Raw genomic sequence first — 22,840 nt, 5'->3', positions numbered from 1 at the left:
TATACACAAGTGAACCTCCAGTGCGTAGATCCAGCCCGAAATGGTCACTCTTCTTCATCCGAAAGTTTTTTTACTATAGAAAGGAATTCGACGTCATCCGCCGAAATCTTACTATTACACATACAAATTTCGACATATTTTTAATATAGGAGTGAGGCATCTATGAAGAAGTGGCAGGATAAAGAGAGTCTGAAAGAATTGCTATGTCACCTGATTGAGTTTCCGAGTATTACGGGATCTGAAGCGGAGCTTGCAATCAGTGAATTCATCCATATGCAGTTGAACGACTTGGATTATTTCCAGGAGCATCCTGAGGATTTGCAAATCCACCCGACAAGTGATGGCCGTAAGTTCGTCACAGCGTTTGTCCGGAACGGCAATAAGAAGGAAACGGTCGTTTTGATCAGCCACTTCGATGTTGTGGATGTGGAAGACTACGGGGAATGGAAGAACCTCGCATTCCGCCCGAAAGAATTGACGCAGGAGTTTCTTGCGAATATAGATGAATTACCTGACCTCGTCCAAGAGGACTTGAAGGAATCGGAATGGCTGTTCGGGAGAGGCTCGATGGATATGAAAGCGGGACTTACGCTTCAAATGTCCATGATTGAAAAAGCCACTCAAGGTGAATTTGATGGCAATTTGCTACTTCTTACCGTCCCGGATGAAGAAGCCAATTCCACCGGGATGATGGAAGCGGTGGAAGTCCTTCTGGAGATGTCTCAATTGCACGATCTTGAATATAAAGCGTGTTTGAACTCAGAGCCGGTCTTCACGCGTTATCCAGGTGACACGAATCAGTACGTCTATACCGGTTCAATTGGAAAATTGTTGCCTGGATTCTTGTGCTATGGTATGGAAACGCATGTCGGTGAGCCATTCTCAGGCATCAATGCCAATTACATGGTTTCCGAGCTCACCAAGGAGCTTGAGCTGAATACCGATTTTTGTGAGTCGATTGACGGTGAAGTGACGCCACCTCCGACCAATTTGATGCAGAAAGATTTGAAGGAAGAGTATTCTGTGCAGATCCCACACGTTGCGGTCACGATGTACAATTTGATGGTCATGGATCGGTCGGTGTCTGAGATCAATAAAGATTTGTTGTCACTTGCCTCAAAGGTGGCGAAACGAATTGAAAGGCATCTCTACAATCATGCGATGACATTCACCCAATGGGAATCGTTTGAACCATTGGAACATCACATATCCGTTTTTACCTATCAGGATTTATTGGAAAAAGCGATCCAACAATACGGTGAAGCAGAAATCGTCCGGCGTCAGGCATACATTGCGGCCAACTACAAGGTACTCGGTGACCGCGATCTTTCCACCCGTCTCGTTTATGACCTTGCGTCGCTTTGTAAGGATGAAGGGCCGATGATCGTCTTGTTTTACAGTCCGCCATTCTATCCTGCAGTTTCATCCCGGAAAAATCCATTCATCAAGCAGGTTGTCCGTGAGATGATCGAGTATGCGGAAACGAAGCATAATGTCGTTTTGAAAGAGCAAAATTACTTTGCGGGGCTCTCAGACTTGAGCTTTACAAGCCTTTCTCAATCAGTCGAAGGGTTGAAGCCGTTGTTTCGGAACATGCCCCTTTTCCAAAACGGATACCGTTTCCCGTTGGATGAACTGCAACAGTTGAAGATTCCTGTCATGAATCTCGGACCTCAAGGTCGGGATGCCCATAAATGGACGGAACGATTGAACATCGATTATTCCTTTGGCGTATTTCACGACATGCTGCCCGTCGCGATTTCCAAGCTATTGAAAAATAAATGACTTATAAGAACACAGGTGCTTTCACATTAGAAATCGCCTGTGTTTTTTCTTGTTACATGATCGGTATAGAGGGAAGCACTTAAGTCGTATATAATGAAAATAATGACAAAATAGAAAATGCACAGTTGAAAAAGGGGATGTAAAGGGGCGATAGGGGATGGCTTGGATTTTACTCATAGTCAGCTACTTGATCGGTTCGTTCAGTTTTTCAATTTGGATCGGTAAACGATGGCATGGTGTTGATGTTCGAACGCAAGGAAGTGGAAATGCAGGGGCAACCAATACTTTCCGCACATTTGGTAAAAAGACCGCAATCCTGGTGGCTGTTGGGGATGTTTCAAAAGGACTGTTTGCTGCTTCATTGCCTATGCTTTTTAACGTGGATGTTTCACCTCTAACAATCGGGATGATGGCCGTTATCGGGCATTGCTTTCCTATTTATTACGGGTTCAAGGGTGGAAAAGCGATCGCTCCGACAGCAGGTGTACTACTCGTCTGGAATCCTATTTGGAGTCTCATCGCATATGGTGTTTTCTTTCTCGTCATCTTTCTGACTCGTTACGTATTTCTCGGGTCCATTTCCATCGGCATCACATTGACCATCCTATGCTTGCAAATGAACGAGTGGAGAACGGGTGTGTTTTTTATCTTCTTCACCATTTTTCTTATCTATCTACACCGATCGAACATACGGAATTATTGGAACCGAGTTGAACCGACAATTCACCATAAGGACGTGAATAGAGAAATGTAATCCCTGCTCCTTCTTTGGGATTGTTTTAATCTACGCTATAATATGAATGAGCACCCATTCATTTTTTTACATAGTCGTTGGAACTTCTAACACAACGGAGGCGTTGTTAACTTGAATATAAATGAACAGATACACTGTATAACATTACCTACACCATTCGCAGTCGGCGATGTGAATCTCTATTTGATAGAGAGTGAGAAATTGACTCTAGTCGATGCCGGTGCAAAGACAGATGAAGCATGGGCATCTTTCCAACAACAACTGCAATCACTTGGGTTCAAGGTCGATGACATCGAGCAGGTCGTTTTAACCCATCACCATCCTGATCACGTTGGACTTGCCGATTATTTGAAAAGAAATGATGTCAGATTCATCAGTCTAGCTTACAATTTGCCTTGGTTAAGGCAGGACCCTGACTTTTTTGATCACCATGATGACTTTTATTTGACCGTCTATCGGGAAATGGGCATCGAAAAATTCCACAAAAAAGCGATGGAAACAGTCCGAGGATACCTTCAATATTCTTGTAACATTAATATAGATGTCGTCGTGAAGGAAGGGGATTCGATTGAAGGGCTACCTGGATGGTATGTCATTGAAACACCGGGGCATGCGCAAGGTCATTTATCTCTGATCCGTAAAATCGATGGTGTCATGATTGGGGGAGATCATCTCATCAAGCACATATCATCCAACGCATTGGTAGAGCCGCCCCCGGTGGGTGTGAAGGAGCGACCGAAAACGCTGCTTCAATACCGTGAATCCCTTCAAAAAGTCATCCATCATGATGTCAAAAAAGTGTATGCCGGTCATGGGAAGCCGGTTGAGCACCCGAAAGAGCTTGTCCATCTGCGTTTGTTGAAGCAGGAGGAACGTGCGGATGATATTTTGAAGATGATCACGGAACGACCGATGACCGGATTTGAAATCTGTCAGAAACTGTTCCCGACGATCTTCTTGAAGGAACTTGGTTTGACGATGTCGGAAACATTGGGGCATCTGGATCTACTCGAAAGCCAAAACCGGCTTAAGATCGATGAGAAAGATGGCGTGCTGTACTTCCAAGCGAAAGAGGTCGTAAGAAATGAGTGCCGATAAAATCATCGTAATAACCGGAGCATCGAGCGGAATCGGTGCAGACATGGCAAGACTTGTCGCTGCAAAAGGTTGGACACCAGTCTTGATGGCTCGATCTGTAGCCAAACTCGAACACCTTCAAAATGAAATCCAACACGATTTTCAAGTGCAAGCGTACCGTTACAAATTGGATGTGCAAAACCTCGATGAAGTAGAGGACGTTTTTAACCGGGTCGAGAAAGAAATCGGTCCGATCCATGTATTGATCAATAACGCGGGGTACGGTATTTTTGATTACTTCCTGGATGCAAAAATGGAGGATGTGAAAGGGATGTTCGATACGAATGTCGTCGGGTTGATGGCTTGTACGAAAGCGGTCCTCCCAGAAATGATGGAGCGGAGGGAAGGCCATATCATCAACATCGCATCACAGGCAGCGAAACTCGCAACGGTGAAAGGCAGTGTCTATGCCGCCACGAAGCATGCGGTACTCGGGTTTACGAACAGCTTGAGGATGGAAGTGAAAGACTACGGAATCTACGTGACCACCGTGAATCCCGGTCCGATTCAGACGAACTTCTTCAAAGTCGCTGATAAGAGCGGTCAATATGAGAAGAACATTGAGAAATGGCTGCTGGATCCAAAGGAAGTGGCACAGAAAATTGTGAAGACGATTGACAAACCGGTCCGTGAACTGAACCTCCCGGGGTGGATGGAAGCAGGAAGTAAGCTCTATCAGCTCGCTCCAGCCCTTGTTGAAAAACTCGGCAAAAAAGCCTTCAGCCAGAAATGACGAACAACCTGAGTGGGATTCCCCTCAGGTTTTTTTGTTCACGTTTCTGTCGCCAAATACATATACACTTTGTCGTGGACGATGACATAGGTCGCTTCATCTTCCTGATTTCTGAGCTCATCCTTGATTTCGTCAATCAGTACGCTGTAATCCTCTTCTCCAAAAGGGGATAAGGACAGCTCTCCGAAATAATCGATCAAACATCGATCGATCATTTTCCTTATGAACTTTTCTTCCACTTGAACGCACAACCTTTCTCCATAATACGGTAGTGGACTCGGAATTTGTCGTCAATATGACCGTGTATGACCGAGGAATCAAGAAGGAAAAAATTCAGTAGACTTCGAATATACATATACAAGATCAAAGGGGGAATGAAAGGTGAGAATTAAAGTTGTGATGAACAGCGGTAAAGAGTATGTGTTGCAAATGGAAAAGAACGACTTTCAATCGATCGTGATGACCGAGGATGAATCGGTCCGAGATGAACTCATCGAAATACACCCTTCGTTATACATCAATCCTTCGCACATCTCATCGTATGAGGTTATGGATTAATTACCATTATTTTCTTGAATTGAAACATGAATTGGATTATGATGTACTTATAAAAAACTAACCAGTCAGTTTTATATGAGGAGGAAAAAAGAAATGATCGTGTTGGAACGGATGTCCAATTGCAGATTGACCGATGTGTTAGACGCCTGGAACCACGGATTCAAAGGGTATTTCACCGATATGACGATGACGATGGACCGTTTCTTGCAACGGATGGTTCACGAAGGCTTTTCCGCTGATGATTCAATCATCGCATTTGTAGACGGTGTACCAGCTGGAGTTGTATTGAACGGCTTTCGGGAAATCGATGGGAAAATGATCGGCTATAACGGGGGCACAGGTGTCGCTCCGGAATTCAGAAGATCAGGTGTCGGCAAAAAAATGATGGAGGAAGTCTTCCGGATTTATGAAGAAAAACGAGCAGACTTCGCAACTTTGGAAGCGATCAGGGACAACGAAGCTGCGATTCGGTTATATGAATCACTCGGTTACGAAATCCATGACCATGTTGAGTTTTTACAACAACAAGGTGTTATTGAAGAAACGCGAAGTACTATTCAAGAAGGTTGGCAGTTCGAACGAACAGCTCCTGAAATGGTCCGACATTTTCCTTTTTACGATGTGAATGGTCCATGGCAGACGCAATGGCAAAGCGTCCATAATGGGCGTGCACTCATTGTATCTGATGCAAGTGGAGAAATCGGTTATGCCTTATATCGGACGTTGTACGATGAACACGGCACGGTTTCCACGATCGTCCTCCATCAATTCGGCATGAAAAAGGATGTAGAGGCACCAGACACGTTGATGAACGCGATCTTGAAAGAAGTGCTTCAACCAGAGCTTGATTGCAAGCGCCTCGTCATCAATCTTTCGAGCGAAAAGAAAGAACAATACGAAGCCATCAAGCGCTTCGGGTTTTCGACGATGATCGAACAAGTGTGTATGGAGAAACCCATGAAAGAAAGGAAGTCGTCGCTGAGCAATGCCACGAGTATCGGAGAAATATAAGGAAGAGAAGCGTCAAGCGATCCTAGATGCAGCCGCCCAATGCTTTGCAGAGAAAGGGTATAACGAGACGACTGTGGACGATATTGCAAAAGCGTCCGGAACGAGTAAAGGCTCGATCTATATTTATTTTAAAAGCAAAGAAGAAATCTTCCACCTGTTGAATGAAAAGCGTACGGAGAAATATTTTGAGATCAAAGATCAACTCAATCGTTTGGATGGAGCTACCAAGAAAGTCAATCATCTGTTCCAATACTTTTTGTCTGGAAAAGTGAAGGATGAGGATTTCAATCAGATCGCTGTTCAATTTGAATTTTGGATCTACATTTCAAAAGGGGACCATCAAAAGCTTTTCGATGAACGAGCGGAACGATTCACCCGATTCTTGGAGGAGATCATAGAAGAGGGAGTCGAAACCGGTGAGTTCAGGGAAGATATCCAAGTTTCCGAGTTTTCAAGATTATTCTGGTCGTTGCTGGATGGGATCGTCCTCCACTTGCTGTTCCATAAGAGTGAAGAATCGCACAAATCCATGCTGCAGTTGTACCAACAAATGGTACTCCGATACCTGCTTCCATAAATCAGACCTGAGACGGAGAGTAAGAACATCCTTGAGACAGTATGAAAGATTGGTTGTTTTGTAGAAAATGGAAGTAGAAATTGTTCAATCATTTGGAGGCGATTATTCATGGAAGCAGTAGTGGAGCAGAAACCGCAGGGGGAGCTTGCCCCTGCCATTTGGAAAAATCGGAATTTCTTATTTTTGTGGATCGCGGGGCTTTGTTCTAGCTTCGGACTGGCGATCTTCATGTTCTCAGAAGCCTGGTACGTCGTAGAAGTGATGGGACTCGAAGCTTCGTTAGGTCTTGTATTCATCGCGTCCAGTGTGCCACGGGTCCTGTTCATGATGATTGGTGGAGCAGTGGCTGACCGGTTCAGCAAAAATTTCATCATGTTTTTGTCGGATATTTTGCGAGCCGGTGTTGCCGTCGCGCTTGTGTTATGGCTGTTGTTCGGTGATGTGACGATCTGGTCGTTCGTTCTTTTCGCACTCATTTTCGGAATACTCGATGCCTTCTTCTGGCCAGCTAGCGGTGGATTGCTACCAGCACTGGTAAGTAAGGAGCAGTTGACCCGCGCGAACTCGGTCATCCAGATGACGAGCCAATCCTCGTTTATTCTCGGACCGATGCTCGCTGGTGCTGTCATTGCACTCGGAAGCTATGTGTTTGCCTTTTCGATGACCGCAGCTCTCTTGGCTATTGCGAGTATCGCGATCCTGCTCATCCGTACATCGAAAAAGAAAGCGGAAGGCGGGGAGCAGGAGGCAGCTTCAGACTTGTTCAAGTCGATTAAGGAAGGAATCGCTTATGTAAAAGAATCCTCGTTCTTGCTTGCGCTGATCCTATTCGCAGTGTTCATCAACTTGTTCATGGTCGGACCTTTGCAAATGGGGCTTCCACTCTTCGTTAAAAATGTTCTCGGAGGAAACTCGCTGGACTTCAGTTATCTCGAAGGAATGTTAGCTGGTGGAATGCTGCTCGGATCGATTTTAATCGGCGTATTGAATGTACAGAAAAGAAGAGGCCTGCTCGTCATCGCAGCTGTCGGTATCAATGGACTCTTCTTCACCTTATTCAGTTTTACGAATGAGCTCTGGCAAAGCCTTGCGTTGATTGCGCTACTCGGCTCGACGTTCTCGATCATCAATATCCCGATCATCACTGCCATCCAGGCGACGATTAAAGAAGAGATGCTCGGACGCGTGATGAGCCTGTTGTCGATGGCTTCACTCGGACTCGTGCCGGTGTCCTTTGCCGTGACCTCCCTGTTTTTATCGGTCGGAGTGGACATCACGACGATTATGCTCGTAGGTGGGGGTCTGATCGTACTATTATCGATTGTAATCTACACGAAAGTGCCAGGATTACGTAACTTTGATTGAGAAAAGACCATCGCAGTCGGCTGCGATGGTCTTTTTTTGGTGATTTTAGCTAGATTTGTGCTTGTTTCCCGAAAAACGGGTCCGGTTTCCCGGAAATCAGCGGTTGTTTCTCGAAATTGTGTGAAGGTCTCTCGAATATCAGCATTCGTTTTGCCAAAACAAACGAACAGCCGGCCAATCGAGTATTTAGAGTGAATATCCTATTTCTGGGAATACGGAAGTATGGTATGGTAAAAGTAGGAAAGGGGGAAGCGAAATGAAAGATGTAATGGTGTTAATCGTCATCCTGCTCATCATATCCCTTCCCATCTGGATTGGGATGATTCGTTCGAGGTTCAATTCGAACTCGTTTTATGGGGATGAGCTGAACAAAAAGAAGAACAAACGGACTTTACGTGATGAGTCGTACGAAAAAACATCGAGTGCTTCAAAAGGGGAGAACTTCTATAATTCATAAGGGGGAATGGTGTTGTGATTTTACATACGGAATCTTATGGCGAAGGTGACCCGATCGTATTTTTACATACAGGACTACAAACGGGTGAGCTCGACTTTTCCACTATAAAAGAGCGCTTCCAAGATCAATACAAGGTCGTGCTTCCGGATCTCAGAGGTCATGGCAAATCTCACGCTGAGAATCTGGAAAACTATCTGGAAACGTGTATTGAAGATCTATACGAAACACTCGAATCACTGAATATTGACGAGGCCCATATCGTCAGTTGCTCACTTGGCTCTTTCGTCGCGTTAGGTTTTGCTAAAAAGTATCCCGACAAAATCATCAGTCTAACCGTTTCCGGCGTGATGGCTGAAGAACCGACGAACTGGCCGGAACTACACCGGGAAACGGTACGTCAGCAAACGGCATTGCTCCAAGATCCCGAATCAGTTGCATACCACGATCAATTGCACAGCTCCGATTGGAAACAGTTTATGTACATGTGTCAGGACCAAGATTGGTATCCGTTCCAATTTACAGCTGATATTTCTGATATCAAGCCACCTATGCTATTTATTGTCGGGGAACAAAATAAAGAAGAGGTTAAAACGGTCTCTACCTATCAATCTATGAAGGATAATTTACACGTTTGTGTCTTACCTTTCGCTGGACACCTTGTTCACTCAGAACAAACCGACCTGTACACCACGATTCTTAACAACTTTTTAAACCAGTACTCCTTAGTGAAAAACAACGAATAGGTGACGCAACTTGTTTAAAACTCACATCATATCGCTATGTACATTCTTGTTCGTCAGTGGATTTCTGCTCTTAATTGGGTATGCGCAAAACATAGAATGGCTCATGCTCTATTACTATGAAAAAACGGCTACAAGCCTCCATGCGGGTGGATCCATGCTGCCACTACTCATAGGCTTGGCTGCCAGCTACCTCATCACCACCATCTATAAAAGAACAACTCAACAAGCATAAAAAAGGCGTGCCACCGATGATGGAGGCACGCCTTTTAAGCATTTATGAAATTTTTTCTTCGTACTTTTTCTCTTCATAAGATTTATTCTCAAGCTCAGCTTTATCCTTCCGCAAGGCTTGATACAACGAGTACACCATGAGGATCATGATGAACGAGAACGGGAATGCGGCTGATATCAATGCATTCTGCAAGGCTTGCAATCCACCTGTATATAAGAGGACAGCCGCAATCGCGGATTGTGCGACACCCCAGGCAAACTTGACTGTTTTAGGCGGATTCAACGAACCGTTCGTCGTCTGCATACCCAGAACGAATGTTGCAGAGTCTGCGGAAGTGATGAAGAATGTTCCGATCAACATCATCGCAATGACTGACAATGCAATACTGAATGGGAACTGATCAAATACACCGAACAGCATTTGCGCATCCGGTAAACTCGCAATGTCTGCGCCTTCCTTCTCTTTTTGGATTGCGGACATTCCGAATACGGCCATCCACAAGAAACTGACGACAGATGGCACAATCAGTACGCCAGATAAGAATTCTCGGATGGAACGACCTTTCGAAACACGAGCAATGAAGATTCCCACGAATGGCGACCAGGCGATCCACCATGCCCAGAAAAAGACTGTCCAGTTACGGACCCATTGCTGTTCATCCTGATTCTCTGGACTTAACCGGAAACTTTCGACAGCCAGGTTTTGGATATACGCACCGATCGTATCAGTGAACGTGTTCATGATATATAAAGTCGGTCCGATGATCAGCATCGACACGAACAAAATCGTTGCAAGTCCCATATTGGCGTTACTCAAATAACGGATCCCTTTACTGAGCCCTGTATAGGCTGAAATCATGAACAAGACCGTCACGATGACGATGATGACAAGCTGTATCCAGAACTGTTTCTCGATGCCCATCAGATAGGTGAATCCACCATTGATTTGCGCAGCCCCGAAACCAAGTGTCGTTGCCACACCGACAATCGTCGCAAAGACAGCAATGACGTCCACGAATGTACCCCATGGTCCTTTCATTTTGTCACCGAACAATGGCTCAAGAGTGGCACTGATCAGACCAGGCTTTCCATGTCGGAACTTGAAGTAGGCGAGGACCAATGCAACGACCGCATAGATTCCCCAGGCATGGATGCCGTAATGGAAAAAGGTGATCCGCATGGCATCCCTGAGTGCTTCTGCCGTTCCAGGGTCAGCCGTCGGCGGGGTTTTGATGTATTGAGAAATCGGTGCAGCGGCACCATAGAATACGAGTCCGATTCCCATACCTGCACTGAACAGCATGGCGAACCAGGTAGAATAACTGTAATCCGGTTTATCATCCGGCTTCCCGAGCTTGATCTTTCCATAAGGACTGAAGATTAAGTATAGGCAGAAGATGACAAACAGGGAAACAATCAATAAATAATACCATCCAAAGTGAACGGAAATGTACGTTTGAATGGTACCTGTGATTTTCTCTAAATTTTTTGGAGCGAATGAACCCCAAACTGCAAGAAATATTGTGATTCCTAACGTGATCCAAAAGACTTTTGTGACTTTCTTCATCTCATTCTCCTTTCGTAAGCTTTGGTTGCAAAATTTGTCGTCTATAAGTTTAATACCCATAGAAAATTAGGATAAACAAAATTTTATCCCTAAAGTAAGCTGAAATCCCGACAGAAATAAAAAATGGCCATCTCTGACCATCCTGATTCTGACCAATTAAAATTCGTTGTGAAAAGCCTGTAGCAGTATAACATACATGCGAAAGATGTTTAAAGTTCGACAGATGACTGGTATAGACAACTATACAGCGAAACCACTATACTAGTATGTGGAGGTGAATGGATTGAGTATTCAGGTAATTGAAGGTGGAAACGTGTTCGTCGGTGAGATCGGATTTCAAAAGAAACAGATACATATTCATAATGGTAAAATATCTGCACTGACAGACGGAGCAGGAAATCAAAAGGCAACGATCAAGTTGGAGGAGGAAGATGTCGTCCTTCCGGGCAGAATCGACGGGCACATCCACGGGGCAGCGGGATTCGATGTGATGGACGGAACCCAGGGAGCCATCGAAGGCATCGCTACTGCCATCGTAAAAGAAGGGACTACAAGCTTCCTGCCGACGACAATGACGTCTTCTTCTGACCGAATCGCACAGGTATTACAAAATCTCAATGACTACATCCATTCACAAAAACGTACGGGAAAAGCAGAGGTCATCGGGATCCATTTAGAAGGACCTTTCATTTCACCAGAGAAAATGGGCGCACAAAACCCAGAACATATTCAGAAGCCGGACTTGGACACCTTCATGGCCTGGAACGAAAAAGCAGGCTCAACGATCAAAGTCGTGACGATGGCGCCAGAGTTGGAAGGTGCGCTAGCATTCATCCGGGCGATCACCGATCAACAGATCATCGCTTCCATCGGTCACAGCAATGCGACTTATGATCAAGTCCAAGCTGCGTACAAAGCGGGGGCAAAGCAGTTCACTCACTTGTACAATGCGATGAGACCGCTGCATCATCGTGAACCCGGTGTCGTAGGGGCGGCCTATCTCCACACTTCAACAATCGCTGAGCTGATTGCAGATGGTCTTCACTCTGCGCCGGAAATGGTCAACCTTGCTTTTCGCATGAAAGGGAAGGAAGGATTGATGCTCATTACCGACGCGATGCGGGCAAAGTGCCTTGGGAACGGTACGTACGATCTTGGTGGACAGCAAGTGAATGTCCTTGATGGGAAAGCGACTTTAGAAGATGGAACCCTTGCAGGCAGCGTCTTGACGATGCAAGAGGCTTTTACGAATATGAAGAACTTTACAGATGCGACGCTCGAAGACCTTGTTTATATAACGTCGATCAATCCTGCAAAACAATATAACTTGTATGACCGGAAAGGCTCCATCGACATTGGAAAAGATGCCGATCTGATCGTTTTAGATAAAAAAGGTGAGTTGAAGATGACCATCTGTCGGGGAGTCATCGCTTATCAGAGGGGGTGCTGACATGAACATCGTGACGGTGAAAAATGACATGCAGCTGAGTGATGTTGCTTCCTCACAAATTTTGAAAGCCATAGAAAACAAACCCGATCTCGTACTCGGAATTGCAACTGGGGGAACTCCAGCTGGCACTTACCAGCAACTGGTGAAGAAAGTCCAACTCAAATCCGTTGATCTCTCCAACATCAAGACCGTGAACCTGGATGAGTATGTCGGGCTAGCGCGGGACCATGAAGAAAGTTATTGGCACTATCTTCATGAGCATCTATACGGACCACTCGAACTGTCACCGGACCAGGCGATCATTCCGAACGGCCTGAACAAAAAATTGGAGGAAGAGTGTGTCCGATATGAACAAGCAATCCAACAAGTCGGTGGGGTCGACCTTCAGATCCTCGGTGTCGGGCGAAATGGCCACATCGGTTTCAATGAACCGGGCACGTCTCTCGACTCGAAGACGCATGTCGTGGAATTGACGGACAGCACGCGTCAGGCGAATGCACGGTTCTTTGAAGATCCATCCGAAGTTCCGACTCGAGCCATTACTGTAGGGATTTCCACGATCATGAAAAGCAGGTCGATTTTACTTTTAGCTTCAGGAGAAGAAAAAGCAGCTGCTGTTTCGGCATTACTCTCAGGAAAAATAGACAAGAATTGGCCCGTGACAATTTTGAACGAACATCCGGATGTCACGTTGGTCGTCACAGAAGATGCAAAAGCAGAGGAGCAAGGACATGCTGGATAAACACTCATCTTTACCGTTATATTCACAGGTTGAACTTTACTTAAAAGAAGAAATCCAAAATGGCGGCTACCATACAGGTGATCTGGTCCCTTCTGAACGGGAGCTATCGGAGAAATTCCAGATCAGCCGGATGACTGTCCGCCAGGCGATCAACAACATGGTCAACAGTGGTGAGCTGTATCGAGAGCGCGGGAAAGGAACGTTTGTCGCAGCGCCGAAACTCGCATACCCGCTAAAGGGTGTGTTCAGTTTTACGGATGATATGAAACGAAGAGGGTTGACGCCTTCGACGAACGTCATATCTTTTGAAACGATTCAAGACGCGCCACCTCACATATACAGAAAATTGGAACGAACGCTAGGCTCCAGATTACATCGCATCAAACGGGTCCGGCTGGCAGATGATGAACCTGTTGCAGTAGAGACCGCCTATCTACCGTATCAACTTTTCTCTGAATTTACCGAATGGCATTCGAGCGGTTCGATTTACGAGTATGTGAGAAATACGTTAGGCAGAGAAGTTACACGTGCCAACCAACGGATTGAGGCATCGGTTGCAGGTGATCAAAATAGTGTACGCTTAGGAATAAGAGCGGACAGCCCTGTGCTGATCGTCAACCGAAAGACGTACTTGGATACCGGAGAGCCATTCGAATATGTCCAAACGGTTTTTCGAAGCGATAAATATTCGTTCTCGATTGAAGTCGAACATGAAAAGGGGGATGACGATGTATCTAGGAATTGATGGTGGGGGCTCGAAAACAAGGATTGCACTCGCTGATGCATCCGGTAAAATTGTAGCCGATTTCGTTGGTGGACCGAGCAATCCATTGTCCGTTTCAATGGAAATGATCCAAAACACGTTGGATGATTTGCTTCAGCAAATAGAAACCGTCGTTGATCTTTCAGAGATTGTAAGTATCTGTGCAGGCATTGCGGGACTCGAAAACAGTCACTCCAAGGATGAATTGGATGCGTATTTGAAAAGTAATTTCTCTGAGCATACGAACGTGGAGCTTTGCCATGATGCACTGACCGCCCTCTATTCCGGCACGGATGGAGAACCAGGCATCGTCAACATTGCAGGGACAGGCTCGATTACATTCGGTCTGACCGATGAACTAGAGATGGTCCGGTCAGGCGGCTGGGGCTATCTGTTGGATCATACCGGCAGCGGTTATGGTATCGGTCGTGCTGCCCTTCAGAAAGTGTTTGAATCGTATGATGGTATGGTCGGAGAGACCACCTTGACAGAACGTATACTTACGAGGTTTGAAGTTTCTAGACCACCCGAATTGATTCCGTACATTTATAACCACCCCGATAGTCGGACGAACATTGCTTCCATCTGTGAGGAAGTTTTTCAGTTGATGCGTGAAGGGGACGGTCATGCGATGCAAATCATCGAAAAAGCCGCTTTCGATATTTCAAAATGCATCCGAAATCTGATTGAGCGACATTTTAAAAATCGATCTGAAATAAAAGTCGTCCTAACCGGGAGTGTGTTCAGGAGCTGTGATCTAATCCTGCCGATGCTTGAAAGGCATGTACCGGGAGAGGTTGAATTCTTACTGCCGAAATCACCACCGGTCTCTGGTTCCATCATTCAGAGCTACCAAACCGTGAACGGGAAATGCCCGGTTGAATTTACACGCAATCTTCATGCAAATTTAAAGGAGGTATAAGATGGTCCAGACAGGTCTCCATGCATTTCTCAACGGCCTAGGTGAGAAGTATAGAGGAAAGAAGATCGGAATGATCCTGAATCACACGTCCGTCACGCCTTCCATGGACTTAAGTATCGATGTTTTGATTGAGCAAGGATACGACATCGTTGCTTTGTTTTCCCCTGAACATGGACTGCGAGGGCACGTGAAAGAAGGACAGCACATCTCACATGAAACCGATCCTCGGACAGGTCTTCCAGTGTACAGTTTGTATGGGAAAAACAAAGTCCCACCGGATGATTGGCTGAAAGACATCGATGTGCTTCTGTTTGATATCCAAGACCTTGGCGTACGGTTCTATACATACATTTATACACTCGCGAATTGCATGCAGGTAGCTGGGAGACTGGGAAAAGAGTTTGTCGTACTCGATCGTCCGAATCCGATTACTGGGACCAGGGTTGAGGGAAATCCACTCGACTTGAACTTTGCCTCATTTATCGGAAATTACAATCTACCGATCAGACATGGGATGACAGTCGGCGAGCTAGCCGCTTACATCAATGAGGAATTCGGGTTCAATGCAGACTTAAAAGTGATTAAGATGGAGGATTGGAAACGAGAGATGTGGTTTGATGAGACATCTTTTCAGTGGACTCCACCTTCTCCCAATGCGCCTTCACTTGATATGGCAATCGTTTATCCCGGCACCTGTTTCTTCGAAGGGACGAACGTTTCGGAAGGAAGGGGGACGACGAAGCCTTTTGAATGGATCGGAGCGCCGTGGATTAATTCATTTGAATGGAAAAAACGACTGAGTACCTATTCGTTGGAAGGCGTTCAGTTCAGAGAAACCGTGTTTCAACCGACAACCTCTAAATATGAAGGTGAAACCTGCTTCGGCTTACAAGTGCATGTGACAGATCGCGAAACCTTCCAACCGGTAAAAACAGCATGTGCGATGATGGAAAGCTTGATTCAGCTCCATCCAGAAGAATTCTCCTGGATTCAATTGAAGGACGGTCGTTACATGGTTGATCTGATCTTAGGAACCGATGGATTCAGGTTCGCATTGGAACAACAAAGTCCGCTCATCCAATGGCTTGAGAGGGAAGAGGAACAGCTGGAAACCTTCAAGGTAAAGCGGGAGAAATATTTGCTTTATGGAGGTGAATCGCTATGAAACTCGTAAACTGGCACGATGGAGAAGTACCTGTAAAGGAATTGTGCCACTTATGGAACCGAACGATAGGAGAATCTTTTCCGATGTCTGAGCGACTGTTCCTCCAGAACAGCATCAAATGTCCACATGTATTTTCAGAAGGATCCTGGTATGTGGAGGTAGAAGAACAGATCGTCGGATGCGTGGTCTCGAAGGTCACCGCTGAACGAAAAGACCTTTTGCCATCAGGCGTTGGATGGATCCAAGTACTAATGGTTGATCCCAATCACCAAAACAAAGGGTACGGAACAGCTCTCCTTGAAAAAGCAGAACAAGCACTCCAATCGGCTGCCGTATCCAAAATCGCCCTCGGAAGTGATATCAATCACTACTTCCCAGGTATTCCGAGCGAATTGGAAACGACCATGGAATGGTTCGAAAAGAAAGGGTACATACAGGTCAATACCGAACACGACTATGTCCAATCGTATGAACAAACACCACAAGCACCTGTACCAAATAAAATTTCATTTACCGTACTGAAAAATGAAGAGAAGAATGACTTGCTCACATTTTTAGGCAGGTGTTTTCCAGGGCGTTGGTATTATGAAGCTTGGGATTATTTCCGTGCAGGTGGGCAAGGCGAACATTTCCTCGTTGCGAAGGACAACCAAATCATTATCGGTTTTGTCCGCGTGAATGATTGGAGTTCACCTATCATCGGACCGAATGTGTACTGGAAAGATGCGTTCGAAGACCAGACGATGGGAATCGGTCCTTTAGGAATCGACCCTAACTACCGGAAAAAGGGATATGGAAAAGCGATCATCGAGCAGGCCATCAAGACCGCATACGACCGCGGTGCAAGAAACATCATCATCGACTGGACAGATTTAAAAGGCTTTTACGAGTCGTTTGGTTTTTGTAAATGGAAGAGCTATGTCCAATTTAAGAAAAATATATAAAAAAACAGACTCGACACCAATTCTTGTGTCTGAGTCTGTTTAATTCATTTAACTTCTTTCCTTTTTCACCAAGTCAGCTACAAGCACGTACCGTTCTGGTGCTGCCCCGATAAACGTAAACGGATAGCAGGTGGTCACTGTCAGAGTAGCCTTTGGTTTCGGTACGATGACTGTACGATCATCTGCATCGACAATCCGTACCTTTCGAATTTTGTAAGTGAAAGTACCCTCGGCAGTTGTAACGATGAGTTCATCGCCTTCTTTTACCTCTCCTAGACGACGGAAGACCGTATCCCGGTGACCAGAAAGGACGGAGTTATCTTTTTCACCAGGCAACACACTTCCCGCATAGTGTCCGACACCGCGACTAAGTTCATCTTCATCCGTCCCATGAATGATGGGAAGCTCTTCATCAAGTTTCGGAATATATAGTGTACCGATGTTCTCCCCTTTTTCAGGCCGAGTAGGGTAGAGGAGTTCGGACGAATCATCGATCACATCCTCTGTATTGCCCACTTCTGGTTCGACTTCAACTGTACTTTTAGATCCCTTATTTCCATTGAAGAGTTTCGCCATATTGTTACCGGATACCACAACGCCAAAAGTAATGAACGAAATCGCAACAATCCATAAAACTATTCGTTTGACTGACGTTCGGGTTTTATTCATCTTTCGTTATGCAGCTTTCTTTATTTTTAAACGACGAATCATGTAAAGTCCGACAAGAAGGAATCCAAGTCCAGCAATTGAACCTTCTACATAATTTCCTGCAGTTTTCGGCATTTTAGCGCCTTTTTCGGTTTTCATAATTGGCTTTGCTTTCTCAGCTTTCGTAGGCGTTCCAGCCGTCTTCAGATCTTGAGCCGTTTCTTCAATCAATTCGGAACTCACCATGTCAGCAGTGATCAGCATGTCCAAAATCATTTCACCATTCAAGTTGTAAAGCTCAATTAAAAGGCTATAACCCGCAGCTTCTTCCTCTGACATTTCAAGCATCTGAGCAAGTGTAATCGGCGTTGTTTGCCCATCTTTCACAAGGTAAAACTTAGCATCCAATTCCATTAGGTTAAACATCTCTGTCATGATCGCTGCCATTTCAGCAACTTGTTCTTTCGTAAGCTCTTCAGCCGTTTCAAAATCCCCTAATGCAAGCATACGATCAGATAGCTCCATCATTTTCGCTTCCAAAGCAGGGTCTTCAACATTAAGCGTCATTAAATGATTGAACAAAGCTTCAAGCTCCGCCTCTGTAAGTCCCAACTCTGTAAAAAGATCTTCAAAGTTCAGAAGTTCATCCCCATACATATATTCAATCAAGGAAAGTTCTAGTTCCTCGATAAACTCATACGCTTCAATTGAATCACCGTTTTCTTCAAACAGTTCCACAAGCTCTTCATATGTGATTTCGTACAGATCAAGTAATTCTTGCAAGGATTCCTCTGTTATTGGCGTTTCAGTTTCCACCTCTAAGTAAAAACCAACCAATCCATCTAGCTCTTCATAGATTGTGAAAACTTCAAGAACATCCTGACCCACTTCTAATTCCCCGGATTCAACTAGCAATTCGTTCAGTTCTTCGCGAGTCAAATCATAGTTCGCTAGAATCTCTTGAAGATTTTCTTCTGTTAATGGATTACCAATAAACTCCTGGAGTTCTTCAATTGTCTCAAAATCATCCAAAGTCATATCAGAATAAGACAACTCTTCCTCCAACATTTCTTGCGTCCAACCGATCGACTTCAAATAAGCGTCGAGGTCAGATTGTTCGATGGCTGCAAACGCTGTCATCGGAACCATAATCAAACTAATTGTTAATACAACTGCCAACACATGCTTCACTGATGTGTCCCCCTTAAAGTTTATCAAAACAAGATAATTATATAGATATATTAATAGATTGGATACAGGTAAATTATACTAACTTTTAAGGGATGAAAACCGCTCAACGATAGGGGTTGAAACCGGTTTTTAAAAGATGCGAAATACAATCTGAAATATAGAAGTGTGGTAAAATGAGGAAAAAATATGCTTGTAAGGTATTACGGCTTTATTCCAGAAAAGGGCAGGATTGTGGAAGACTCAGTTTCGAGATAATATGTAGAATTTACATTTAATTATCATTCTACGAAACTCCATAAGAGTTATTCTAATATGTAAAATGCTAGTGAGTAAGAAATATATAATGAAAATTAATATGAATGGAGTTTTGAAATGAGTGACTTTAAGTTTCACAGAGGAATTAGAACTGCTTCTAGTGAACAATACGATATACACTACTTAGGTGAAAACATTGGTGAGTTACATATTCATTTTATGGAGCAAAGTTCAAACGAGATTTGCAATTTATTAATCACGAAAGAACTTGAGGAAATTAATAAAGAAAAGTTAGTTGATGAAATTGTTGATACACTCATTTACAACCCTGAAGATTTCTTTTGGATAAATGTTTTTAATGCGAATTATGAATTTGGAATAATAAATGAGCCTCATCCAGACAGTCTAAAAGCTAGACAGAAAGACTTGTCTAAAGTTTTAAATACTTTTCAAGTTGCAAAAGGTCAATTGTCAGAAGTTGCTCCAATAGAATACTTTAGAGGTTTTGACTATGAGGTTAAGGTAGCTTCTGAATATTATGATAAAAACCTGAAAATTGATTTAATCGGCGAAAATCTAAAAGAACAGCTATACATACAGGTTAAACTGGGTATGATTGGAGAACAAGAAATAATAAAGACTGTAAGTAAAGTATCTGAAATAAACAAAACAAATAAATCTAAAATTGCTTGTATTGTTGCTGAGAGATTTCCTGTTAAAGCAGAATTTTTAAGAAACAGGTTAGAAAATGAGTTAGGTTTAAGAGTGATGTTTGTTCATAAATACCAAATACTAGAGTCTGTTTCGAAATATAAAAGAACGCTAAAGTAACCAAGGTTTTTTCGCAGCACTGATTTAGAATCTGAATTAAGCAACCTTTATACAAGATAGATCATTAAGGGGGGAGTTCTATGCAAATTCTACAGGCTTTATTGCCATTAATTGGTGTTATTGTAGGTGGTTTAGTTTCTTATCTAGCCCAGACTGCCCATCAAAAGAGAACAGAAAAGCATAAGGACAGAAGACAGAAGACAATCGCATATAATGAAATATTAAAGATCGAAGGGGAAAATAGCCCCCTAGAAATCCCCAGCTATAGTGGTGAAAACAAAGGATTCGATTGGAAGAAGTATGTGGAGGGCAATAGGCGAATTTTATATGATAATCTTCATTTATTTGACTTTAGTATAGCGGATAAGGTCTTAGACATTGATCACATAGGGGAAAAAGCAGAGGTATTAGGCCCTGAACAAGAAGATATTGATATGGTATATGATCTTTATTGCGAAATCATTGATTGGATTAAAAAAGATTATCCCAGAAACCGATAACCCCTTTTCTGGATTTCAGGTCTACAAGAAATTGGGGCTTTTCTACAATATCTTAAGTAGAAGAAGGCTCGTTATACTGTTGAACGTGATTGAATAATACGAACCTATTAAAACATTATAAGGTTGTGGTTTTATTGAAAAATTCTATTAGTTTAATTATTATTATCTTCTTGATGCACTTGGTTACGCTGATTCATGTGACTGTTTTTAATGGTGACTGGGATGGAGTTGTTTTAATGCTATCTTCTATATTCTTTATATCAGCAATAGCAGTTTTTGGGATTAGCCAGCAAAGAAATAAACAAAAGTAGTTGTTAGACTTTAAAGTATTGATCGTCTTCCAGAATCGGGGGCGATAATCTAGGAAGGATTACGCTTCTTTTTGTTTAATACATAAGAATTGGTCAGGATTGTGGACTAAGGAATTTATTTATGAGTAGTTTAAAATAGAAAATTCAGTTTAAGGAGAGGGACGATATTTCAGAACAAATCAAAGAACGACAAATACAAATTAACATTTGGGGAGACACTGACCTGGATCTACTTTTTAAAATAAATGCACCAGAAATGATGGAACATCTGGGTGGCTCTGAAAGTAAAGAACAAATTCTAAAGCGTCACAAAAGGTATCTGAAACTTGGTGAAAAGGGGAAAATGTTTAGCATTACCCTAAGTCCTGATTTTGAAGCGGTTGGTTCTGTTGGTTATTGGCAAACAACTTGGAAAAATGAAAGTGTCTATGAAATTGGATGGAGCATACTACCACAATTTCAGGGAAATGGTATAGCAACTATTGCAGTTAAACTAGCAATTAAAGAAGCAATAATGGAAAGAAAATATAAATACATCCACGCTTTCCCTTCAATTGATAATCTTGCTTCAAATGCCATTTGTCGAAAACTCAACTTTTCATTTATTTCAGATTGTGAATTTGAGTACCCACCTGGTAACTTAATGCATTGCAACGATTGGCGTTTAGACATAAGTAAATAGTAAGCTGAGATCTTCAATTATAGGGGGCATTTATTGAATCAAGTGACCCTCTTTTCATATAAAAATTGGTCAGATGGAGGACAATTGTGAGTACTACTAAAGAAAAACCTAAGGATAGACGAGAGAGGCTTCGGCAAGAAGAAATCAAAACAAATTCAGCAAGTAATATAGGTGATGGATTTAATCGTTCGCATAGTGGCAGTTTCATTGATTTAGTTGGTAGTTTAAGTTGGAAAGGTACAGGAACTCTGATTGTTATAATCATAATAAGTTACATAATTTATTCGTTGTTATTCAATTAACGGGGGCATTTCTCCAGAAAGAGAAGTACCTAACACTATTAAATCAGGCAATGGATATTTTGAAAAAGGGCTAATTTCTGTACTGAATTTATACTGTATTTATTTATAAGGAGAAGAAACATTTGTATATACATATGCCATCTAACTATACTTGTCCTTTTTGTTTGGTTGTTAAGGGTGAAGAGGACGAATTCAATAAGCGTGTCCAAACAAAGCAGCAAGATATTATTTATAAAGACGATGATGTAACAGCTTTGATTGCAACCTTGTGGTGGCCTAATAATAAAGGCCATGTGATTATCATACCTAATAAACACTTTGAAAACATTTTTGATCTACCTATAGAGATTGCCACTAAAATACATAAATTGTCCCAACAAGTATCTTTAGCACTTAAGGAGTGTTACGGTTGTGATGGTATCTCAACAAGACAACATAATGAACCTGGTGGGAGTCAAGATGTTTGGCATTATCACCTACACGTTTATCCAAGATATTATAATGATAATCTATACCTAACACATGGTAATTTAAGTGAACCATCGGATCGTGTGGTATATGCTGAAAAGCTTAGAGCGTGGTTTCAATCAAATATTTTAAATAAGAGTTAATAATGTATAGATAATCGCTTAAAAAGTAGATCCATTAGTCCAGAATAGGGGGCAATTGATTAATCATGGAGGTATATATCCAATTTGAAATTAAGGATTGAGCAAAGAAAAATATTAAATATAATATCAGTATTTATTCTTGCGATTGGTTTATTTGAAGCCACTTTCCCAGTGTATAACTTGGTTGATTCAAAAGTAATTATAGTGCTTATTTTTTTGAATTTTATATGTTTAATAGTAATTTTCACTTTAATAAGTATTACATATTTAAATAAAAATTTTTTCTCATTACCAATTTTAATAGTTGCAGCAATACTAATAAGTGTATTATTAATGGTTAACATTACTGGGGGAGTATAACAAGCTTTATTAAACAATCGGGGGCTTATCTGAAATAGGATAAGCCCCCTTCATTATGAAATTAGTGATTGAGTTAGATCAACAATTTTGAAATAATTGGTATTAAGAAAAGGGCAGCATTCCTTGTTAAGAAAAGTTTGACAGGAGGAGAGGAAATATAATTAAAAAGATATTATTTTTTATAATAATGTGGGGTTTTTTAACAGGTTTGTTCTTTGGACTATCCCTCTGGTTTGATGAGGTAC

26 protein-coding genes are annotated in these 22,840 nt (G+C 42.8%); 22 read left to right on the top strand and 4 right to left on the bottom strand.

Going from position 1 to position 22,840, the window contains the following annotated elements; all coding sequences use genetic code 11:
- Positions 1–162 precede the first annotated feature (162 nt).
- The 4 genes from ACSVDE_RS09000 to ACSVDE_RS08985 all read left to right on the top strand — a co-directional run bounded on the left by ACSVDE_RS09000 (position 163) and on the right by ACSVDE_RS08985 (position 4,409).
- The gene (locus ACSVDE_RS09000) at positions 163–1,785 is read left to right on the top strand and encodes a M20/M25/M40 family metallo-hydrolase (protein WP_439300593.1); all 1,623 of its coding nucleotides are present in this window, start codon (positions 163–165) and stop codon (positions 1,783–1,785) included.
- Between the two features lie 157 nt (positions 1,786–1,942).
- The gene (gene plsY, locus ACSVDE_RS08995; protein ID WP_439300592.1) at positions 1,943–2,539 is read left to right on the top strand and encodes a glycerol-3-phosphate 1-O-acyltransferase PlsY; all 597 of its coding nucleotides are present in this window, start codon (positions 1,943–1,945) and stop codon (positions 2,537–2,539) included.
- 111 nt (positions 2,540–2,650) lie between these two features.
- Positions 2,651–3,637, top strand: coding sequence for an MBL fold metallo-hydrolase (locus ACSVDE_RS08990; RefSeq protein WP_439300591.1), 987 nt, complete (start codon positions 2,651–2,653; stop codon positions 3,635–3,637).
- A complete protein-coding gene (locus ACSVDE_RS08985) occupies positions 3,624–4,409 on the top strand; it encodes an SDR family NAD(P)-dependent oxidoreductase (RefSeq protein ID WP_439300590.1) in 786 nt (261 codons plus the stop codon). The genes ACSVDE_RS08990 and ACSVDE_RS08985 overlap by 14 nt, the downstream gene beginning before the upstream one ends.
- Before the next feature lie 38 nt (positions 4,410–4,447).
- Here ACSVDE_RS08985 and ACSVDE_RS08980 read toward each other — a convergent pair whose 3' ends face one another.
- Entirely contained in the window at positions 4,448–4,648 is a 201-nt protein-coding gene (locus ACSVDE_RS08980; RefSeq protein ID WP_439300589.1) for a YqzH family protein, read from the bottom strand.
- Between the two features lie 142 nt (positions 4,649–4,790).
- On the opposite strand from ACSVDE_RS08980, the gene ACSVDE_RS08975 reads away from it, so the two are divergent.
- The 7 genes from ACSVDE_RS08975 to ACSVDE_RS08945 all read left to right on the top strand — a co-directional run bounded on the left by ACSVDE_RS08975 (position 4,791) and on the right by ACSVDE_RS08945 (position 9,352).
- Complete coding sequence (locus tag ACSVDE_RS08975; RefSeq protein WP_439300588.1) at positions 4,791–4,967, top strand: hypothetical protein; 177 nt, start codon at positions 4,791–4,793, stop codon at positions 4,965–4,967.
- Between the two features lie 93 nt (positions 4,968–5,060).
- Positions 5,061–5,978, top strand: coding sequence for a GNAT family N-acetyltransferase (locus ACSVDE_RS08970; RefSeq protein WP_439300587.1), 918 nt, complete (start codon positions 5,061–5,063; stop codon positions 5,976–5,978).
- Positions 5,953–6,555 carry a TetR/AcrR family transcriptional regulator gene (locus ACSVDE_RS08965; protein WP_439300586.1) on the top strand — a complete coding sequence of 201 codons (603 nt, stop codon included), beginning with the start codon at positions 5,953–5,955 and terminating at the stop codon, positions 6,553–6,555. Before ACSVDE_RS08970 ends, ACSVDE_RS08965 begins: the two co-directional genes overlap by 26 nt.
- Before the next feature lie 108 nt (positions 6,556–6,663).
- The gene (locus tag ACSVDE_RS08960) at positions 6,664–7,920 is read left to right on the top strand and encodes an MFS transporter (RefSeq protein WP_439300584.1); all 1,257 of its coding nucleotides are present in this window, start codon (positions 6,664–6,666) and stop codon (positions 7,918–7,920) included.
- Positions 7,921–8,176: 256 nt separating this feature from the next.
- The gene (locus ACSVDE_RS08955; RefSeq protein WP_439300582.1) at positions 8,177–8,377 is read left to right on the top strand and encodes a hypothetical protein; all 201 of its coding nucleotides are present in this window, start codon (positions 8,177–8,179) and stop codon (positions 8,375–8,377) included.
- A gap of 14 nt (positions 8,378–8,391) precedes the next feature.
- Positions 8,392–9,120: an alpha/beta fold hydrolase gene (locus ACSVDE_RS08950; protein WP_439300580.1), complete on the top strand. Its 729-nt coding sequence runs from the start codon at positions 8,392–8,394 to the stop codon at positions 9,118–9,120.
- Positions 9,121–9,130: 10 nt separating this feature from the next.
- Positions 9,131–9,352 (top strand): hypothetical protein, encoded by a 222-nt coding sequence (locus ACSVDE_RS08945; protein WP_439300579.1) that lies wholly within the window; start codon positions 9,131–9,133, stop codon positions 9,350–9,352.
- A gap of 42 nt (positions 9,353–9,394) precedes the next feature.
- Here the strand turns inward: ACSVDE_RS08945 and ACSVDE_RS08940 are convergent, their stop codons facing one another.
- Positions 9,395–10,918 (bottom strand): glycine betaine uptake BCCT transporter, encoded by a 1,524-nt coding sequence (locus ACSVDE_RS08940; protein ID WP_439300577.1) that lies wholly within the window; start codon positions 10,916–10,918, stop codon positions 9,395–9,397.
- Between the two features lie 274 nt (positions 10,919–11,192).
- On the opposite strand from ACSVDE_RS08940, the gene nagA reads away from it, so the two are divergent.
- The 6 genes from nagA to ACSVDE_RS08910 are packed head-to-tail and all read left to right on the top strand — an operon-like array spanning position 11,193 to position 16,904.
- On the top strand, positions 11,193–12,368 hold the full coding sequence (nagA, locus tag ACSVDE_RS08935; RefSeq protein ID WP_439300575.1) for an N-acetylglucosamine-6-phosphate deacetylase: 1,176 nt from the start codon (positions 11,193–11,195) through the stop codon (positions 12,366–12,368).
- A 1-nt stretch (position 12,369) separates the two neighbouring features.
- Positions 12,370–13,110 carry a glucosamine-6-phosphate deaminase gene (gene nagB / locus ACSVDE_RS08930; protein ID WP_439300574.1) on the top strand — a complete coding sequence of 247 codons (741 nt, stop codon included), beginning with the start codon at positions 12,370–12,372 and terminating at the stop codon, positions 13,108–13,110.
- On the top strand, positions 13,100–13,855 hold the full coding sequence (locus tag ACSVDE_RS08925; RefSeq protein ID WP_439300572.1) for a GntR family transcriptional regulator: 756 nt from the start codon (positions 13,100–13,102) through the stop codon (positions 13,853–13,855). Before nagB ends, ACSVDE_RS08925 begins: the two co-directional genes overlap by 11 nt.
- Positions 13,839–14,795 carry an N-acetylglucosamine kinase gene (locus ACSVDE_RS08920; RefSeq protein WP_439300570.1) on the top strand — a complete coding sequence of 319 codons (957 nt, stop codon included), beginning with the start codon at positions 13,839–13,841 and terminating at the stop codon, positions 14,793–14,795. Before ACSVDE_RS08925 ends, ACSVDE_RS08920 begins: the two co-directional genes overlap by 17 nt.
- A gap of 1 nt (position 14,796) precedes the next feature.
- Positions 14,797–15,960 carry an exo-beta-N-acetylmuramidase NamZ family protein gene (locus ACSVDE_RS08915; protein ID WP_439300568.1) on the top strand — a complete coding sequence of 388 codons (1,164 nt, stop codon included), beginning with the start codon at positions 14,797–14,799 and terminating at the stop codon, positions 15,958–15,960.
- The gene (locus ACSVDE_RS08910; protein WP_439300566.1) at positions 15,957–16,904 is read left to right on the top strand and encodes a GNAT family N-acetyltransferase; all 948 of its coding nucleotides are present in this window, start codon (positions 15,957–15,959) and stop codon (positions 16,902–16,904) included. Before ACSVDE_RS08915 ends, ACSVDE_RS08910 begins: the two co-directional genes overlap by 4 nt.
- A 48-nt stretch (positions 16,905–16,952) precedes the next feature.
- Here the strand turns inward: ACSVDE_RS08910 and ACSVDE_RS08905 are convergent, their stop codons facing one another.
- Both ACSVDE_RS08905 and ACSVDE_RS08900 read right to left on the bottom strand, forming a co-directional pair.
- Positions 16,953–17,573: a class D sortase gene (locus tag ACSVDE_RS08905; RefSeq protein WP_439300564.1), complete on the bottom strand. Its 621-nt coding sequence runs from the start codon at positions 17,571–17,573 to the stop codon at positions 16,953–16,955.
- 6 nt (positions 17,574–17,579) lie between these two features.
- Positions 17,580–18,743, bottom strand: coding sequence for a processed acidic surface protein (locus tag ACSVDE_RS08900; protein ID WP_439300562.1), 1,164 nt, complete (start codon positions 18,741–18,743; stop codon positions 17,580–17,582).
- Between the two features lie 372 nt (positions 18,744–19,115).
- Here ACSVDE_RS08900 and ACSVDE_RS08895 point away from each other — a divergent pair, with 372 nt between their 5' ends.
- From ACSVDE_RS08895 to ACSVDE_RS08875, 5 genes are all read left to right on the top strand, one after another.
- On the top strand, positions 19,116–19,829 hold the full coding sequence (locus tag ACSVDE_RS08895; protein ID WP_439300561.1) for a hypothetical protein: 714 nt from the start codon (positions 19,116–19,118) through the stop codon (positions 19,827–19,829).
- Between the two features lie 80 nt (positions 19,830–19,909).
- Positions 19,910–20,329, top strand: coding sequence for a hypothetical protein (locus ACSVDE_RS08890; RefSeq protein ID WP_439300559.1), 420 nt, complete (start codon positions 19,910–19,912; stop codon positions 20,327–20,329).
- Between the two features lie 477 nt (positions 20,330–20,806).
- Positions 20,807–21,322: a GNAT family N-acetyltransferase gene (locus ACSVDE_RS08885; RefSeq protein WP_439301963.1), complete on the top strand. Its 516-nt coding sequence runs from the start codon at positions 20,807–20,809 to the stop codon at positions 21,320–21,322.
- An 86-nt stretch (positions 21,323–21,408) separates the two neighbouring features.
- A complete protein-coding gene (locus ACSVDE_RS08880; protein WP_439300558.1) occupies positions 21,409–21,624 on the top strand; it encodes a DUF6366 family protein in 216 nt (71 codons plus the stop codon).
- Positions 21,625–21,746: 122 nt separating this feature from the next.
- Positions 21,747–22,235 carry an HIT family protein gene (locus ACSVDE_RS08875; protein ID WP_439300557.1) on the top strand — a complete coding sequence of 163 codons (489 nt, stop codon included), beginning with the start codon at positions 21,747–21,749 and terminating at the stop codon, positions 22,233–22,235.
- The last annotated feature ends 605 nt before the right edge of the window (positions 22,236–22,840 follow it).

The organism is Pseudalkalibacillus sp. Hm43 (genome assembly GCF_051842935.1).
Taxonomy (GTDB): domain Bacteria; phylum Bacillota; class Bacilli; order Bacillales; family Fictibacillaceae; genus Pseudalkalibacillus.
The sequence above is the reverse complement of the archived record's forward strand: the minus strand, read 5'-3'. Positions and strand labels throughout refer to the sequence as shown.